At 67.2% G+C, this 15308-nt stretch carries 12 protein-coding genes and 1 pseudogene; 5 read left to right on the forward strand and 8 right to left on the reverse strand.

Features of this window, described 5'->3' with window-relative positions:
• Positions 1–50 precede the first annotated feature (50 nt).
• Positions 51–1031, forward strand: coding sequence for a LacI family DNA-binding transcriptional regulator (locus Aple_RS10900; RefSeq protein ID WP_308805501.1), 981 nt, complete (start codon positions 51–53; stop codon positions 1029–1031).
• Entirely contained in the window at positions 1028–2470 is a 1443-nt protein-coding gene (locus tag Aple_RS10905) for a rhamnulokinase (protein WP_373869576.1), read from the forward strand. Before Aple_RS10900 ends, Aple_RS10905 begins: the two co-directional genes overlap by 4 nt.
• Positions 2471–2677: 207 nt before the next feature.
• Here Aple_RS10905 and iolD read toward each other — a convergent pair whose 3' ends face one another.
• The 6 genes from iolD to Aple_RS10935 all read right to left on the reverse strand — a co-directional run bounded on the left by iolD (position 2678) and on the right by Aple_RS10935 (position 9217).
• Positions 2678–4480, reverse strand: a complete 1803-nt coding sequence (gene iolD, locus Aple_RS10910) for a 3D-(3,5/4)-trihydroxycyclohexane-1,2-dione acylhydrolase (decyclizing) (RefSeq protein WP_155344413.1) — start codon at positions 4478–4480, stop codon at positions 2678–2680.
• A complete protein-coding gene (gene iolB, locus Aple_RS10915; protein WP_155344414.1) occupies positions 4477–5289 on the reverse strand; it encodes a 5-deoxy-glucuronate isomerase in 813 nt (270 codons plus the stop codon). Before iolB ends, iolD begins: the two co-directional genes overlap by 4 nt.
• Positions 5286–6167 carry a Cgl0159 family (beta/alpha)8-fold protein gene (locus Aple_RS10920; protein ID WP_155344415.1) on the reverse strand — a complete coding sequence of 294 codons (882 nt, stop codon included), beginning with the start codon at positions 6165–6167 and terminating at the stop codon, positions 5286–5288. Before Aple_RS10920 ends, iolB begins: the two co-directional genes overlap by 4 nt.
• Positions 6160–7104: a 5-dehydro-2-deoxygluconokinase gene (iolC, locus tag Aple_RS10925; RefSeq protein ID WP_218038244.1), complete on the reverse strand. Its 945-nt coding sequence runs from the start codon at positions 7102–7104 to the stop codon at positions 6160–6162. Before iolC ends, Aple_RS10920 begins: the two co-directional genes overlap by 8 nt.
• 31 nt (positions 7105–7135) lie before the next feature.
• Positions 7136–7690 carry a sugar phosphate isomerase/epimerase family protein gene (locus Aple_RS10930; RefSeq protein WP_246264359.1) on the reverse strand — a complete coding sequence of 185 codons (555 nt, stop codon included), beginning with the start codon at positions 7688–7690 and terminating at the stop codon, positions 7136–7138.
• Positions 7691–8245: 555 nt separating this feature from the next.
• Complete coding sequence (locus Aple_RS10935; protein ID WP_155344417.1) at positions 8246–9217, reverse strand: Gfo/Idh/MocA family protein; 972 nt, start codon at positions 9215–9217, stop codon at positions 8246–8248.
• A 286-nt stretch (positions 9218–9503) separates the two neighbouring features.
• On the opposite strand from Aple_RS10935, the pseudogene Aple_RS10940 reads away from it, so the two are divergent.
• Both Aple_RS10940 and Aple_RS10945 read left to right on the forward strand, forming a co-directional pair.
• Positions 9504–10287, forward strand: a pseudogene (locus tag Aple_RS10940) (transposase family protein).
• A gap of 42 nt (positions 10288–10329) precedes the next feature.
• Positions 10330–10932: a DUF6461 domain-containing protein gene (locus tag Aple_RS10945; RefSeq protein ID WP_155344418.1), complete on the forward strand. Its 603-nt coding sequence runs from the start codon at positions 10330–10332 to the stop codon at positions 10930–10932.
• Between the two features lie 276 nt (positions 10933–11208).
• On the opposite strand, the gene Aple_RS10950 is transcribed toward Aple_RS10945, so the two are convergent.
• Complete coding sequence (locus Aple_RS10950; protein WP_155344419.1) at positions 11209–11814, reverse strand: HAD family hydrolase; 606 nt, start codon at positions 11812–11814, stop codon at positions 11209–11211.
• A 292-nt stretch (positions 11815–12106) separates the two neighbouring features.
• Positions 12107–14341, reverse strand: coding sequence for a terpene synthase family protein (locus Aple_RS10955; RefSeq protein WP_155344420.1), 2235 nt, complete (start codon positions 14339–14341; stop codon positions 12107–12109).
• Positions 14342–14638: 297 nt separating this feature from the next.
• On the opposite strand from Aple_RS10955, the gene Aple_RS10960 reads away from it, so the two are divergent.
• The gene (locus Aple_RS10960) at positions 14639–15172 is read left to right on the forward strand and encodes a TIGR03086 family metal-binding protein (RefSeq protein WP_246264361.1); all 534 of its coding nucleotides are present in this window, start codon (positions 14639–14641) and stop codon (positions 15170–15172) included.
• The last annotated feature ends 136 nt before the right edge of the window (positions 15173–15308 follow it).

Genomic DNA, 15308 nt, shown 5'->3' on the forward strand with positions numbered 1-15308 from the left:
TTGCCTGCGGGACCGTTGTTACGTTTTAATCAAGCCTTATGCATAGCCCCGTGGGCATCAGGGACGTCGCCGAGCACGCAGGCGTGTCGCCGGGCACGGTCTCGAACGTGCTCAACCGGCCGGAGAAGGTGTCGGCGGCGACCCGGGAGAGGGTCGAAGCGGCGGTGCGGGAGCTCGGATTCGTCCGGCACGGCTCCGCGGCGACCCTGCGGGCCGGGCACAGCAAGACCATCGGCCTGTCCGTGATCGACATCGGCAACCCGTTCTTCACCGATGTCACGGCGGGGGTCGAGGAGGTCGCCAGCGATCTCGGTTATGCGGTGATTCTCAGCAATTCGGCGGGATCGCGGACCAAGGAGGAGCGCAACCTGCTCGTGCTGGCCGAGCAGCGGGTGCGCGGCGTGCTGATCACCCCGTCGGACGAGGATCCGACCCGGCTGGACCGGCTGCGCGAACGCGGCATCATGGTCGTCCTGGTCGACCATCCCGCGCATCGCGCCGACCAGTGCTCGGTCGCGGTCAACGACATCGCTGGCGGCACGACCGCCGTCGCCCACCTGCGCTCCGGCGGCGCGACCTCGATCGCGTACGTCACCGGCCCGCTCACCATCCGCCAGTGCATCGACCGCCGGACAGGGGCCGAGCGCGCCCTGGGCGGGGCAGAGCTGCGGGTGATCGAGATGGCCGCGATGACGCCCCGCGCGGGTCAGCAGGCGGCGGCCAAAATGATCGCGGAGGGAGACCTGCCGGACGCGATCTTCTGCGCGAACGATTTACTGGCGCTCGGCATGTTGCGCGGGCTGACGCACGCGGGGGTCCGGGTGCCGGACGACGTGGCGCTGATCGGGTACGACGACATCGATTTCGCGGCGGCGTCGGCCGTGTCGCTGAGCTCGATCCGGCAGCCGACGCATCAGCTGGGGCGGGTGGCGACCGAACTCCTGCTGGACGAATGCGATCATCCGGATACACATGCCCACCAGCAGATCATGTTCCAGCCGGAGCTGGTCATCCGGGAGTCCACCCGGTGAGCAGGTTCGCTGCGGTCGACCTGGGCGCCTCCAGCGGGCGGGTGATGACCGGCGATCTTGCCAACGGCCTGAGCCTGACCGAAATCCACAGATTCACGAACGGCCCGGTACGGGTACACGGCACGCTGCACTGGGACATCCTCGGTCTTTACCGCGAAATCTTGTACGGCCTGCGCGCCGCCGGGCCGACGGCTTCGATCGGAATCGACTCCTGGGCCATCGACTACGGGCTGATCGACGCCAGAGGGGCCTTGATCGGAAACCCGGTGCACTATCGCGACGCCCGGACCAACGGCGTGCGGGAGCGGGTGCTCGCCGAGATCGGATCTGCGGATATGTACGACATATCCGGATTACAGTTCCTGCCGTTCAACACGATCTACCAGCTACTCGCGGATCAGTTGAAGGACGCGGAGACCATGCTCCTCATCCCGGATCTGCTGAGCTATTGGCTGACGGGCGAGATCGGCGCCGAACTCACCAACGCATCCACAACCGGCCTGCTGGACGTCAGGACCCAGAGCTGGGCATATCCACTGATAGACCGACTCAGACTGCCGTCGAAACTCTTTCCGCCCCTGCGCCCACCCGGCTTCCCGACAGAGCTCGGCGGGGATGCGCCGGAGCTGACCGGGACCGGCAGGCTGAGGGCAGAGGTGGCCGAGGAGATCGGCTGGGTGGGGAAGGTGACGGCGGTCGCCTCGCATGACACCGCGTCGGCTGTGGTCGCTGTGCCTGCGACGGATCCTGATTTTGCGTATATTTCGTGCGGCACGTGGTCGCTGGCGGGGGTGGAGTTGCCTGCGCCTGTGCTCACGGCCGAGAGCCGGGAGGCTGGGTTCACGAACGAAGCCGGGATTGACGGGACTGTTCGGTATCTGCGGAATGTCATGGGATTGTGGCTGCTGCAAGAGTCGTTGCGGACGTGGGGTAATCCAGAGCTCAGTCCTCTGCTCGCCGCCGCCGCGCAGGCCCGCCCATTCGCCGCAATCGTCAATCCCGATATGCCGATATTTCTCCCGCCGGGCGACATGCCTGCCCGCATCGCGGCGGAATGCCGCCGTACCGGCCAGGAAGCGCCCGAGGATCTGCCGGGATTCGTGAGATGCGTCCTGGAAAGCCTGGCTCTCGGACACCGAATGGCCATACGTCAGGCGATCGCGCTGTCCGGGCGCCGGGTGAACGTGATTCACCTGGTCGGCGGCGGAAGCCGGAACACGTTGTTGTGCCAGCTGACTGCGGACGCCTGCGGCCTGCCCGTGGTGGCGGGCCCAACCGAGGCCACCGCGCTCGGCAACATCCTCGTGCAAGCGCGAGCTGCAGGCGAGATCGGCGGACTGCCCGAGATGCGCGCACTGGTCGCGGCAACCCAGAACCTGAAGTACTACCAACCGCGAGGCGGCGATTGGGCCGAAGCCGAAGCCCGGATTACGGGATAACTCGGCTGCTCCCGCTTGGCCCTCATCTAGGCCGAAATCAAAGCCTGGAATCAGCCGAGGCCGATCCGGATTCAGGGATAACTCCGCTGCTCCCGCTTGGCCATCCTCTGGACCAAGGCCAAAGCCCGGAATCAGCCGAGACCGAAGCCCGGAATCAAAGGTAGTTCCGCTGCTCCCGCCTTGCCTCCACTGGCCCGAGACCTGGAATCAGAGATAGATCCGCTGTTCCCGCTTGGCCTCCTCGTATCGGACCCTGGCCTCGCGAGCCTCTGGGTTCTCGGCGACCTCGGCGACCGGCACATCCCACCAAGCGCTCGCTCCGACGCCGGACCCGGGCTCCGGCCGGACGTACACAACGGTCGTTCGCGTCGCCTCCCGTGCCTTGACCAGCGCGGAGACGAGCTCGGCGCGATCTCCGGCGCGCAGCACGTCCGCCCCCAGACTGGCGGCGTTCGCGGCGAGATCCACCGGAAGCAGCTCCCCGTCCAGCCCTCCAGAAGCCCCACGAGCCCGATACGCGGTGCCAAGCCGCCGAGCCCCCACCGCCTCCGAAAGCCCCCCAATCGAGGCGAACCCATGATTGTCGACGAGCACCACGATGAGCTTGACGCCTTCCTGCACGGCGGTGGCGATCTCCTGCGCCATCATCAGGTACGACCCATCCCCCACCAGCACGAACACCTCGCGCTCCGGTGCGGCGAGCTTCACCCCGAGACCGCCCGCGATCTCGTAGCCCATGCACGAGTAGCCGTACTCGACGTGATAGGAGTGCGGCCCGGCCGCTCGCCAGGCCCGATGCAGGTCGCCGGGCATGGACCCGGCCGCGTTGACGACGACGCCGTCCTCCCCCACCGCGTCGTTGACCGCGTCCAGCACGACGGCCTGCGTGAACCCTTCCAGCACGGCGCGCTCCGGCCGCGCGAACGTCCACGCGGCACGCCAGCCATCCGGCCCAAGCACCCGCAACGCCTCACGCGCGTCCGCGACGAGCATGGTGCCCGCGTGTTTGGCAGCATCGAAGGCGGCCACGTTCACGTTCAGGAATCTGGCCTGGCCGAAGAGCGTACGGGAGGCGGTGGTGAAGTCGCTGTAGCGGGTGCCGATGCCGATGACCAGGTCGGCTTCACGGGCGAGCGCGTTGGCGGCGGCGGTTCCGGTGTGTCCGATCGCGCCGACGTTGCACGGATGGTCGTGGCGCAGGGACCCTTTGCCCGCCTGGGTTTCGGCGACCGGCACGCCGTACTCCTCGGCGAATTCGGCGAGTTCGGCGCACGCGCCGCTGTAGATGACCCCGCCACCGGCGACGATGAGCGGCCGGCTCGAGCTCCTGAGCAGGGTGCGGGCCCGTTCCAGCGCGGCCGGTTCCGGCACCGGCCGGGCGACATGCCAGACGCGCCGGGCGAACAGTTCCTCCGGCCAGTCCCACGCCTCGGCTTGCACGTCCTGCGGCAACGCCAGCGTGACCGCGCCGGTCTCGGCCGGATCGGTGAGAACCCGCATCGCCGCCAGCAGCGCCGACGGCAGCTGCTCCGGCCGGTTGATGCGATCGAAGAACCGGGACACCGGCCGCAGCGCGTCGTTGACGCTAACGTCAAAGGACCGTGGATCCTCCAGTTCCTGCAGGACCGGGTTGGCGACCCTGGTCGCGAAGACGTCGCCGGGCAGCAGCAGCACGGGAATACGATTGATCGTCGCCAGCGCCGCGCCCGTGACCATGTTGGTCGCCCCGGGCCCGATCGACGTCGTGCACGCGAACGTGGACAGCCGATCCAACGTCCGCGCGTACCCCACCGCCGTATGCACCATGGCCTGCTCGTTCCTGGCCAGATAGTACGGCAGCGCGTCGCCGGTCCCCGCCCCCCGCTCGGCCAGCGCCTGCCCGATCCCCGCCACATTCCCATGCCCGAAAATTCCGAACACGCCCGCGATCAGCCGGCGTTCCACGCCATCGCGTTCGGACCACTGGTTCGCCAGGAATCGCAGGAGCGCCTGCGCCACGGTGAGTCTCATCGAGCCGCCTTCGTCATCGGCACCCGCGGGTCGACCGCCTGATCGGCCCACGACGCCCGGATCCACGCATGCCGCGGATCATCACAGAACGCCATGGACCTCTCGTCAGCGGGACCGGCAAGCACATTCAGGTAATACAGGTCATACCCGGGCGCGGCCATCGACGGCCCGTGATACCCATGCGGGACAAGCACCACATCCCCGGACGAAACCTCGGCCAGCACCTCGTGGGTGCCGTACACCCGCTGATATCCGGGCCCGCCCTCGAAGTAGTAGATCTCCTCCAGAACCGCCTCGCACTCGGACAGCTCATCGTGTTTGTGCGGCGGGTACGACGACCAGTTGCCCTCCGGCGTCAGCACCTCCACGGCCACCAGCCGATCGCAGTCGAACGCGCCGGGCGCGCAGAAATTGTTCACCTGCCGGCTGGCCTGACCCGCTCCGCGCACTTCGACGGGAACGTCCGCGGCGGGGCCATACCGGACGGGGAAACGCCGGGTCGCGCGCGCGGACGGCAACGCGACCCGCCCCTGCCCGGTGATCGTGACACTGGTCTCGATCGGCAGGTACGCGAAGTCGCTCACCGCGGCGAACACCGACTCCCGACCGTGCAGCGAGATGCGCGCCCCGTCCGCGACCACGTCGAACGACCCCGAAAGCGGAAGGACCAGCATCTCCTGGTCGCCGGTCTCGAACTCCACGGGACCGTCGGCGATCCGCAGGGCGCAGTAGGTCCAACCGGCGGATTCCGGTGTGATCTCCACCGCCCAGGGGCCCGCGCCGGCCGTACCGAACGGGATATAGGTCACGTCTCCTCCAGCAGGCCCGCGGCCGTGTCGACGGCGGCGGTCACGTCGTCATCGGGCGGGTAGAGCAGGGCGCGTCCGACGACGAGCCCGCGTACCTGCGGCAATCGCAACGCTTTGCTCCAGGACGCGTACACCTCGTCGGGCGCGTGCACGGGATCCCCGCCGAGCAGCAGCGTCGGCAGGGTGGTGGCCGTCATGATCTGCTCCATATGCGGCACCACCGGCACTTTCAGCCAGGTTCGCGCGGAAGTGGCGCCGAGTGCCTGGCCCACGGAGATCGCACGGATCATCCCTTCTGGCGATAGATCGTGCTTCACCACGCCGTCCACCAGCTGGGACCAGAACGGCTCGACCATCGCCATCAGTCCGCGTTCCGCCAGTTCGGTGACCGCCTGAGCGCAATTGGCCAGCGTGTCGGCGGTCGCCCGATCCTCGACCCCAATCCGGCAGAGCATCTTGCCGCCGTCGAAACCCATCTCCGCGATCGCCTGAGCTGTATAAGCCGTGAACCGGTCATCGAACTCGAACGCGGTGCCCTGCAGCCCGCCCCGGTTCATCGACCCAATGACGATCTTGTCGTCCAGCAGCCCGAGCAGCAGCAGGTCCTCCAGCACGTCGGGCGTGCCGAGCACCCCGTCCACGCCGGGCCGGGACAGCGCGGTCGCCAGCCGATCGAGCAGTTCCACCCGATTCGCCATCGCGGTCGGACGCGCCCCGACCCCGATCATCCCCCGAGCCGGATGGTCGGCCGCGATGATCAGCAACTGCCGCCCGGTGGCGCGCAACGGACGCCGCCGCCGGGCGGACGCCGCCTCCGCCACCCGCTGGGGCTGCCAGGCGCGCAGGTCCAGCAGGTCGCGGTAGTCCTGGTCACGCATGTGAGGCCTCTCCGAGGGCGTGCTCGATTTCCGCGACGGTCGGCATGGCGGGAGCGCACGCGAGCCGGCCGGCCACGATGGATCCGGCCGCGTTCGCGTACCGGAGGGTTTTGGCCAGCGGCCAGCCCGACAGCAGCCCATGGCAGAGCGCGCCGCCGAACGCGTCGCCCGCGCCCAGCCCGTTGACGACCTCGACCGGCACCGGCGGCACCTCGACCACCTCGTCCGCGGTCATCCCCAGCACCCCACCGCCGCCCTGCTTGACCACCGCGAGCGTCACCCCCGCCGCCAGCAGCGCCACCCCCGCCTGGTACGGCTCCCGCGTGCCGGTCGCCACCTCGACCTCGTCGAGATTGCCGACGGCGACGGTCACGTGCCGGAGCGCGTCCTTCACCCGTTCTTGGGCGTCTTTGAGGCAGCTCCAGAACATTGGCCGGTAGTCCAGGTCGAGGACGGTGTGGGTCCGGCGGCCTCGGGCACCCCAGGCGGCAAAGTGCGCGTCGAGGGATGGCTGCTCGGACAACCCGGTCATGGTGGTCCAGAACAGGTCAGCCGAGGCGATCTCCGCGAGGTCCAGTTCGTGTGGGTGGATCTCTAGGTCGGGGGCTTTGGGGAATCGGTAGAAATAGAGCGGGAAATGGTCGGGCGGGTGGATCTCGCAGAAGGTCACCGGGGTCGGCAGGTGGGCGACCGGGGTGACGTGCCGGTCGTCCACACCGTACTCGCGGAGCGCGTCGTGGATGAACTCGCCGAAGGGGTCCGCGCCGGTCCTGGTGATCACCGCGCTCGACCGGCCCAGCCGCGCGGCGGCCACGGCGACGTTGGTAGGACTTCCGCCCAGGTATTTCCCGAAGGTCTCGACATGACGCAGCGAAACGCCCACTTGGAGCGGGTAGACGTCCACCCCGACTCGGCCCATGGTCAGCACTTCGGTCACGGCCTGCTCCGCGGCGAATTCGGGCTGGCGGTCATGGCAGGGCTCGGAGGTAGTCGAGGCTGGTGCGGACGTCGGTGATGGGGCCTTCGCCTGGGGGTGGGGTGGTGGTGAGGATGACGTCCTGTTCCATGACGTACCAGCCGTCGTAGGAGGATTTGGTGAGGCTGGCGATGATGCCGGCGATGTCCACGTCGCCCTCGCCTAGCGGGCGATATATCCCGATTTTTACGGCTTCGGTGTAGCTGAGGGTGCCTGCTTGGACCTGAGCGGCGAGGGTGGCGTTCACGTCTTTGAGGTGGGCGTGGGCGATTCGGTGGGGTTCGCGGAGGGCCAGGTCCAGGGGGTCGGTGCCGCCGATGAGGAGGTGGCCGGTGTCGAGGCAGAGTTTGACGCCGCAGCCGTCGAGGACACGGCGGACTTCGGCGGCGTTTTCCACCATCGTGCCGACGTGCGGATGCAGGGTGACCTGGCGCGGGAGCTCGGCGGTGATCCGGTCCAGGTTGCCGAGCAGGGTGCGCCAGCCGTCGGCGTCGAGGGCGGGCCTGGTGTCGTACCCCTCCGCGCCGGTGACAGCGGCGAGCACCACAACCGTCTCCTCCGCGAAGCCGTCGGTGAGATCCTTTAGCCCCCGGAGGGGATCATGTCCGGGCTCATGCAAAACCACAGGGACGAAACCACCAATTGCCCTCATATCATGATTTTTCAGGATATCGGGTGATAGGAAGCCGTCCGGACCGAGTTCGGTGGCGGTGATACCAAGGGCGCGCATCTCAGTGAGGACCCGCTCAGCGTCAAGTTGGTGACCCCATCCGGGGACCTCGCAAACACCCCAGGAAATCGGCGCAGCTGCGATCTTCATATGACCACCCCGGACATGCACCTAAAAGTCGACGCGACCACAATCTTCATACAACCACCTCGAACACTCCCCCGAAGATCACCGCAACCGCGGTCCTCGTGCACCACCTCGAACAAACTCCCGGAGATCAACACAGCAGCAATCCTCATACGACCACCTCGAACACACCCCGAAGACCACCGCGATCGCGGTCCATCTCGAACGAGCCCACGGAGATCGGCACGGCAGCAATCCTCATACGACCACCTCGAACATGCCCTAGAGAGGGCGCGGCAATGGTCGTCATGTGATCACCTCGGACAGGCGGACCGGGCGGTCCTGGTTTCTGGAGAGATCGGCTGCTTCGGCGACGTACAGGGCGGCCAGTGCGTCATCCACCGAGCAGGGGCTTTGCCCCGTTTCCCGCACCGCTGCCAGGAAGGCGATCAGCTCCGCCTTGTACGCGGGCTCGAACCTGCTCTGGAATCCCGGCCACGGATTCCCCGGCGGTTGCAGCCCTTCGGTGCTGGTCAGCGGTACTCGGGGGTCGAGGCCGACGGCTCGGGTCGCGATCGTTCCGGCGAGTTCCATCCGGACGTCGTACCCGGCGCCGTTGTAGCGGGAACCCTGCAGGGTGGCGAGCGTGCCGTCGTCCAGCGTGAGGACGGCCGCGCTGTTGTCGACGTCGCCGAACTCGGCGAAGAAAGAATCGCCCCGATTCGATCCGGTCGCGTAGACGGTCTCGACCTCGCGCCCGGTGACCCAGCGCAGAGCGTCGAAGTCATGGATATGACAATCCCGGAATATCCCCCCAGAATTCGCGATGTACGCGGCCGGAGGCGGTGCCGGATCTCCGGTGATCATGTGAACTCGATCCAGCCGCCCCAGCTCCCCCTTGAGCAACGCCTCCCGCGCCGCCTGATATCCGGCGTCGAAGCGCCGCTGAAACCCGATATGCACCAGCACACCACTGCGCTGTACGGCCTCCCGGACCTTCAACGTCTCCGGCACGTCCGGCGCGGCAGGTTTCTCGCAGAACGCCGGAACCCCCCGGGCGCACGCCTCGATCAGCAACTCCGCGTGCGACCCGGTAGGCGTCGCGATCACCACCGCGTCGGCGTCGAACGGATCCCCCGTCCTCGCGTTCAACGCGATAGCTGTACGGTCGGCCAGTTCCCCGTTCTCATCATGGACGACCAGGTCTTCGACGAGCTCGGCCAGCGTTCCCGCATGAAACGCACCGATCCGGCCAAGACCCAGCAAACCCACACGCATGACGAAACTCCTTGTCCGGGGCTTCCAGTTCTAGTTCAATTTCCAGAAAGGAGTCAACAGTTTGTCCTGACATATGGACGTACCAGGTCAGAGGCCACCCCGGAGAGTCCAGGTATATGGACGTACCCGCCAGGCGGATCCCCTCCCGGCGGGTCCTGACAAACGGAGCTCTTTCCATCGTGAAGGCACTGGTCAGGATGGGTCTGCGGAAAGCGGTGGCAGATGAGAGGAGGATCCCGATAAGACAGCAGTCAACCAAGATCCGATGCCCCGACCGGGAGCCTCGTTGCTGTCTTACCGTGCCTCGATTCCACTGTCCAACCACACCCTGATTCGCCTGGCCGAACTCATCCGCACCCGGCACGCCGAACGCCGCTCCAGGTGGCGAAAGTTAGACCCAGCGGAGCAGGCGCTACTGGTCCTGGCCCACTTGCGCAATGGCGACACCTACGCCCGCCTGGCCGCCGGTTTCGCCGTGGGGACCACCACGGCCTGGCGCTATGTTCGCGAAGCCGTCGATCTCCTGGCCGCCCTGGCCGACGACGTGCACCCCGCCGTCGAGCGCGCATCCCGGCTGGCCTACACCATCCTGGACGGCACTCTCATCCCGATCGACCGCCTCGCCGACGAGGGGCCGTATTACAGCGGCAAACACAAGCGGCATGGAATGAACGTGCAACTGCTGGCCGACCCCCATGGGCCGACTGGTGTGGGCCTCGCCCGCGCTGCCGGGCGCCGTGCACGACGTGAGCGCCGCTCGGAAGGTCGGCCTGATCGACGCCTTGACCAGCGCCGGCGTGAAGACCTTTGCGGACAAGGGTTATCAAGGCGCGGGCGGCACGATTCGGACGCCGTTCAAGCGGCATCGCCATCGGCCCTGGTTGTCACGCGGGCAGCGGGACGTCAACCGCGCTCACGCCCGTATCCGTGCCATCGGTGAGCGTGCCGTCGCGACCTTGAAGGGCTGGAAGGTGCTGACCAGGCTGCGCTGTTGCCCGCATCGAGCGACCGCGCTTGTGCAGGCGATCCTTGTGCTGCAGCTCGTGGAAGAAGGCCGCTACTCAGGATGAAATGGCTCTTATTGTGTCGGTGGGTGCTGCGAGCATGACGGGATGATCGCGACTCCTGACGACTACTCCTGGTTCTCCCGCGAGCGCTTCCCCGGCCTGGCGGATGCCTACTGCTTCACCTACGTCCGCGGCCTGACGCCTGAGGAACTGATGACCCGGCTCGGCGTCCGGGTTGAAGACTGCTCTCGCATGACGCTTGATGAGCTGATCCGGCGGCAAACCTTCGGTGCCGTCGCTGTTGGAGACTGGGTACTCCTCGTCGAGGCCCACGGCGGGCTTGGCGTCACCGAAGAGATCATTATGCCGCTGTCGGCGGGCACCCGCCTCGTCTCCCACTTCTACCTCGAAGTAGACGGCATGGACTACTTCCACTGGATCGACGACGCAAAGATCCGGTTCGAGTTCCTGCACCAGGAAGGCTATTCCCACTGGATCAAAGACGGGAAGATCCAGTTCATGTTCAGGCATCATGAAAACTACTCAGAGGAGATGCCGGACGAACTCGCAGAGACCTTGGAGCGGATCGACTCCCCCGTCTACCCGATCGCCGACCCCCACGAAGGGCCGGCGTTCCTGTTGGCCGAGCGCGTCACCGGGATCACGATGACGCCGCAGTTGCTGGAGGAGTCCACCTACCTGTGCTGAGGCGTTCCCAGATCGAGGTGAGCAGAACCCACCGTCCACGACTCCCGCGGGTTGGCTGTGGACGGTGGATCGCTTCGCTGCACGCTCCTGCAGGCTCCACGGGGGCACCGTTCTCCGCGGGCCTGCCGTACCAGGCCATCAGGATGAAAAAGCCTCATGGACGTACCCGCCAGGCGAATCTTCTCCCTGGCGGGTCCTGGCATATGGACGTGCCCGCCGGTCAAATCTTCTCCCGGCGCGGGTTCTCCGGCGATCGGCCCGGATCGTGCTCCTCGGTCAGTTCCCGCGCAAGAGGTCGTCGAGATCGGCGCGCAGGCGCGCGGCGTCGGTGAACAGGAGCGCGTGCATTCCCACCGTCTCGGCGGCGGTCACGTTGGGCGGCCGGTCGTCGATGAAGACGCACTCCGCGGGCCGGGCGTCGAGGGCGGACAAAACTGCCTTGTAGATCTCCGGGCTGGGCTTGGAGATGGCCATCCTGCTGCTGAAGAAGCGGTGCTCCAGGTCGGCCATCCAGGGCACGTCGTCGAGAGCGTCGGCCAGTTCGTGCGGCGCGTTGGACAGCAGGGCCACGCTCAAGCCCTGGCTCTTCAGATCGGCGACCAGCTCGACGGTCGCCATGTCCGGGTTCAGCCAGCTGGTGATGTCGAGCCGGATCAGCTCGCCGGCCACCTCGGCGGTGAAGTCGGCTTCGAGGGTCTTCTCCACGGCCGACCAGAAGCCCCCCGCGGTCATCAACCCTCGGTCGTAGGGGTCACGATGTTCCCAGTAGGCCGCCCAGAAGCGGTCAGACTCGACACCGGCGACGGCAACCATGCCATCCCGGGCCGAATGCGGCTGATGCCGCCCTACTACTCCGGCGAAGTCAAAGATGATCCAGCGCATAACGGGCAATTATCCCCACCATCCCTCATCCCACAGCCAACACCAAACGTTGATCACCGAATCTCGCGGAGAACAAACGCCACCGACTCCTGAGTTCGCTCCAGGAAGCCATCCCGGAGGCGGCCGGACAAGCTCTTGACGCTAACCGCCGGCCAAAAGACCCCGCCCTCGTGGCGCCGGTGCGGCGAGAACCGCCACCAGCATGAACGGCGCCGACGTGAACGCCGCCGGGTAACGGCGAGGGACCCGGCGACCTCCAACGATCATGGCCGGCGATGTCCTTCGGGAGGGATCACCTGGGTGCGCTTGCCGGGAGGTGGGCGCGTAGGGCCGACGTGCCCAATCCGGTGGGTAGGTGGTTTGGGGTGGTGCGGTGGTCGGGGGTCTCGTGGAGTCGTTTGAGTTCGGCTTCGGTGTAGCGGGCGCAGCGTAGGTGCCATTCGAGGATGCCCGACATCCACTCCTTGAGATCGTCGGCCTGCTGGGTGAGGGCGGCTTGGGCCTCGGGTGTCAGGTCGGGGCGGGTGGCCAGCAGGGCGGGGAGTTCGTGGTCGGCCAGGTGTTCGAACTGGCGCATCCGGGCGGTCATCAGATCGGCCACGACGTCGCGGGCGGTGAGGCGGTCCACGTTGAGGAACTTCTCGACGACCAGGACCAGGTTGTGCGCCTCCCCCTCGTATTCGATCTCCTTCTGGTAGGAGAACAGGTCGTTGGTGAAGGCGGCGTAGTCCAGGGCGGCCGTCTCCAGCTCGCGGAGGACCCGGTGCTGGTAGATCTCCTGCGGGACCACGTCCATGCTGCCCATTCTGGCGAGGGCGCTGGTCATCTCGGAGCCGAAGGTGCTGCGGCGCATTTCGACGTAGTCGATCGGGTCGGGGATGCGGTTCTGGGCCTGGTTGGCCAGCTCCCACTCCCAGGCCGCGAGCATCTTCTCCACGGCGACACGGAACAGCTGACGGCCCTGGCGAGTCATCGGCCCTGCCGTGCGCCGCCAGAGATCCTGGAGGGCACGTTCGAGCGGGCTGCCGGGAACCAGAACGGCCTGGTCGTCGTCGAGGGGCATGAACTGGGTCAGGCGTTCGGTGCAGAGTCGCGCCCCGAGCAGGTCGCGGCTCGCTCCGAACACAGCCGGGTAGTAGTCGTCGCCATAGGTCCCCCAGGCCAGCCAGTCGGCGGACAGGTCGACCTGTTCGGAGTTCCCGCTCGCGTTGATCATCGCGGCGCAGTGCGCGAAGTCGAACCCGCGGAAGCGCCGCTCATCCCAGAGCCCGCCGATCTCCACCCCGGGGACGGAGTCGAAGAAACCCATCTCCCGGGCCCACCCGACCCCATGCCGGCGGGCCGTCTCCAGATGCGGGCTCATCCTGACCGGGTAGGGCATGTGGAAGCCGGGCAGCGGAAGGTGCCCGACCGGCTGGAACGGCACGTGCGAGTGCTGCTTCGCCCAGCCGCGCAGGCCCTGCTTCCCGGTCGCGACCACCTGCCGCAGGCTTCCGGTGCCCAGCCCGGTCGGGCCGAGCGGCAGCCCTTCGGGAACCGCTCCCTCGTTCATGTACCGGCTGGATCGCACGTGCCACTCGTGACCGCCGGACTGCCAGTCCTGTAGCCCCTTCACATACGCGGCGACGGCGGCCTGCTCGTGCGGCGGGACGCCGTGGACGGCCAGCAACCCGGGCACCTCGGTGAGCGCGGTGTTCTCGAACTGCTGCAGCCGGGAGGTGAGCAGATCGTTGACGAGTTCGGCCGCCTCCTGCGTGGGCACGCCGAAGAACCGCTCGAACACCAGCACCGCGTTGGAGTTCTCCCCCTCCTCCTGGACCTCACGCTGGTAGGAGAACAGGTCGTTGCGCAGGTGCACGGCGTCGGAGAACGTGTCGGACAGCACGGTGATCGGCCGTTCCCCGGCGAGGACGTCGGGGAGTTCGGCGGCGACATACTCCACCAGGTTGGCGGACCAGGGCGCGCCGCCGACGCGGCGGCGCATCTGCACATATTCGATGGGATTGGCGATCCGCCCGCGGTCGATGTTCTCCAGTTCCCACATCGACTCGGCCATCAGGTTGTGGGTGCTGGTGACGAACCGCCGCCGCCAGCCCTCCGACATGGCCGGGACGGTCCGCTCCCACAGGTCCTTCAGCCCGGCTTCGGCGGGATTGCTCACCTCTGGCGGCGAGTCGGACATGAACAGTTCCAGCTGATCGAGGTACGCCTGCGCTCCCTCCATGTCGCGGGAGTGCTTAAACTCCTCCAGGAAGTGGTCGTCGAAGAAGAACACCCACACATACCAGTCGGTGATCAGGTCCAGGGTCGGCCCGTCGCAGTCGGGGTGGGTGTAGCCGCACATGAGCGCGTAGTCCATCCTGGCCAGCGCGGTCTCGTCCCAGACCAGCCCGCCCCCGGGTTTGGGCGCGTCCAGCATGCCCATCTCCTTGGCCCAGGCCATGCTGTGCGCGCGGGAACGTTCCACATGTGCGTTGAGCCTGGCCGGATACGGCACGTAGAAGTCGGGCAGCGTGAATGCCTGCATCGTTACGACCCCCCAGGTCTGAACTCCCGATTACCAACCCCGGACCACGAGTTTACCCGTACTCGCAGTGACGACCCTCGCACTCAAAGTGCGCGAGCGCAAGCGCCGGAACCCAACCCCCAGGCCACAACCACGTACCGTGACCCCAGAAGCCACAAAGCCACCACGACCTCTGGAAAGCCCAAACCGCGGGGATCTCCCGCAGGTTTGTCCAGGTATATGGCAATCACGAGGTTTTGAGAGAAGCGTCTGGGGAGGGGATGCATTATGGATATTCCAGAACTTCATCAGCGCGCCATGGACGGCTTCGGAGAGCGTGTGCACGCCGTCGGCGAGGACCAGTGGGGCCTCAGCACGCCCTGCTCCGACTGGAACGTGCGCATGCTCGTCAACCACATCGCGGGCGAGAACATGTGGACGGCCCCGCTGATGGCCGGGCAGACGATCGCCGACATGGGCGACTCCTTCGAGGGCGACCTGCTCGGCCCGGACCCGGTCAAGTCGTTCGACGCGTCCGCCGAGGAGGCCGTCATGGCCGTGCACGAGCCGGGCGCGATGGAGCGCACCGTGCACCTGTCCTTCGGCGACGTCCCCGGCTCCGAGTACGCGACGCAGCTCTTCGCCGACATCCTCATCCACAGCTGGGACCTGGCCAAGGCCACCGGCGGCGACCAGCGGCTCGACCCCGGGCTGGTCTCCGCCTGCGCGTCCTGGTTCGCCGAAGAGGAGAACGCCTACCGCTCGGCCGGGCTGATCGCGCCCCGGGTGGGCGTAACCGGCGACGCCGACCAGCAGACGCGCCTGCTCGCCGCGTTCGGCCGCCGCGCCTGAGACCCGCGACGGCGAAGCCACCTGCGACCGGCTGCCCGTGCCCAGCTTGGCTGGACGAAAAAAGGGGACGAACTGGGTTGGTGGGTGGAGCGCACCCTGCCCGCCGCCCGAGAATCGCTCGGGTGGCGGGCAGGGT

It is taken from the genome of Acrocarpospora pleiomorpha (assembly GCF_009687885.1).
Classification (GTDB): Bacteria; Actinomycetota; Actinomycetes; order Streptosporangiales; family Streptosporangiaceae; genus Acrocarpospora; species Acrocarpospora pleiomorpha.

Coding starts and splice junctions, on each gene's coding strand:
- Aple_RS10960 (WP_246264361.1), top strand. CDS start 14,639: ATGGACGGCTTCGGAGAGCGTGTGCACGCCGTCGGCGAGGACCAGTGG.
- iolD (WP_155344413.1), bottom strand. CDS start 4,480: ATGAGACTCACCGTGGCGCAGGCGCTCCTGCGATTCCTGGCGAACCAG.
- Aple_RS10920 (WP_155344415.1), bottom strand. CDS start 6,167: ATGCGTGACCAGGACTACCGCGACCTGCTGGACCTGCGCGCCTGGCAG.
- Aple_RS10935 (WP_155344417.1), bottom strand. CDS start 9,217: ATGCGTGTGGGTTTGCTGGGTCTTGGCCGGATCGGTGCGTTTCATGCG.
- Aple_RS10950 (WP_155344419.1), bottom strand. CDS start 11,814: ATGCGCTGGATCATCTTTGACTTCGCCGGAGTAGTAGGGCGGCATCAG.
- Aple_RS10945 (WP_155344418.1), top strand. CDS start 10,330: ATGATCGCGACTCCTGACGACTACTCCTGGTTCTCCCGCGAGCGCTTC.
- Aple_RS10955 (WP_155344420.1), bottom strand. CDS start 14,341: ATGCAGGCATTCACGCTGCCCGACTTCTACGTGCCGTATCCGGCCAGG.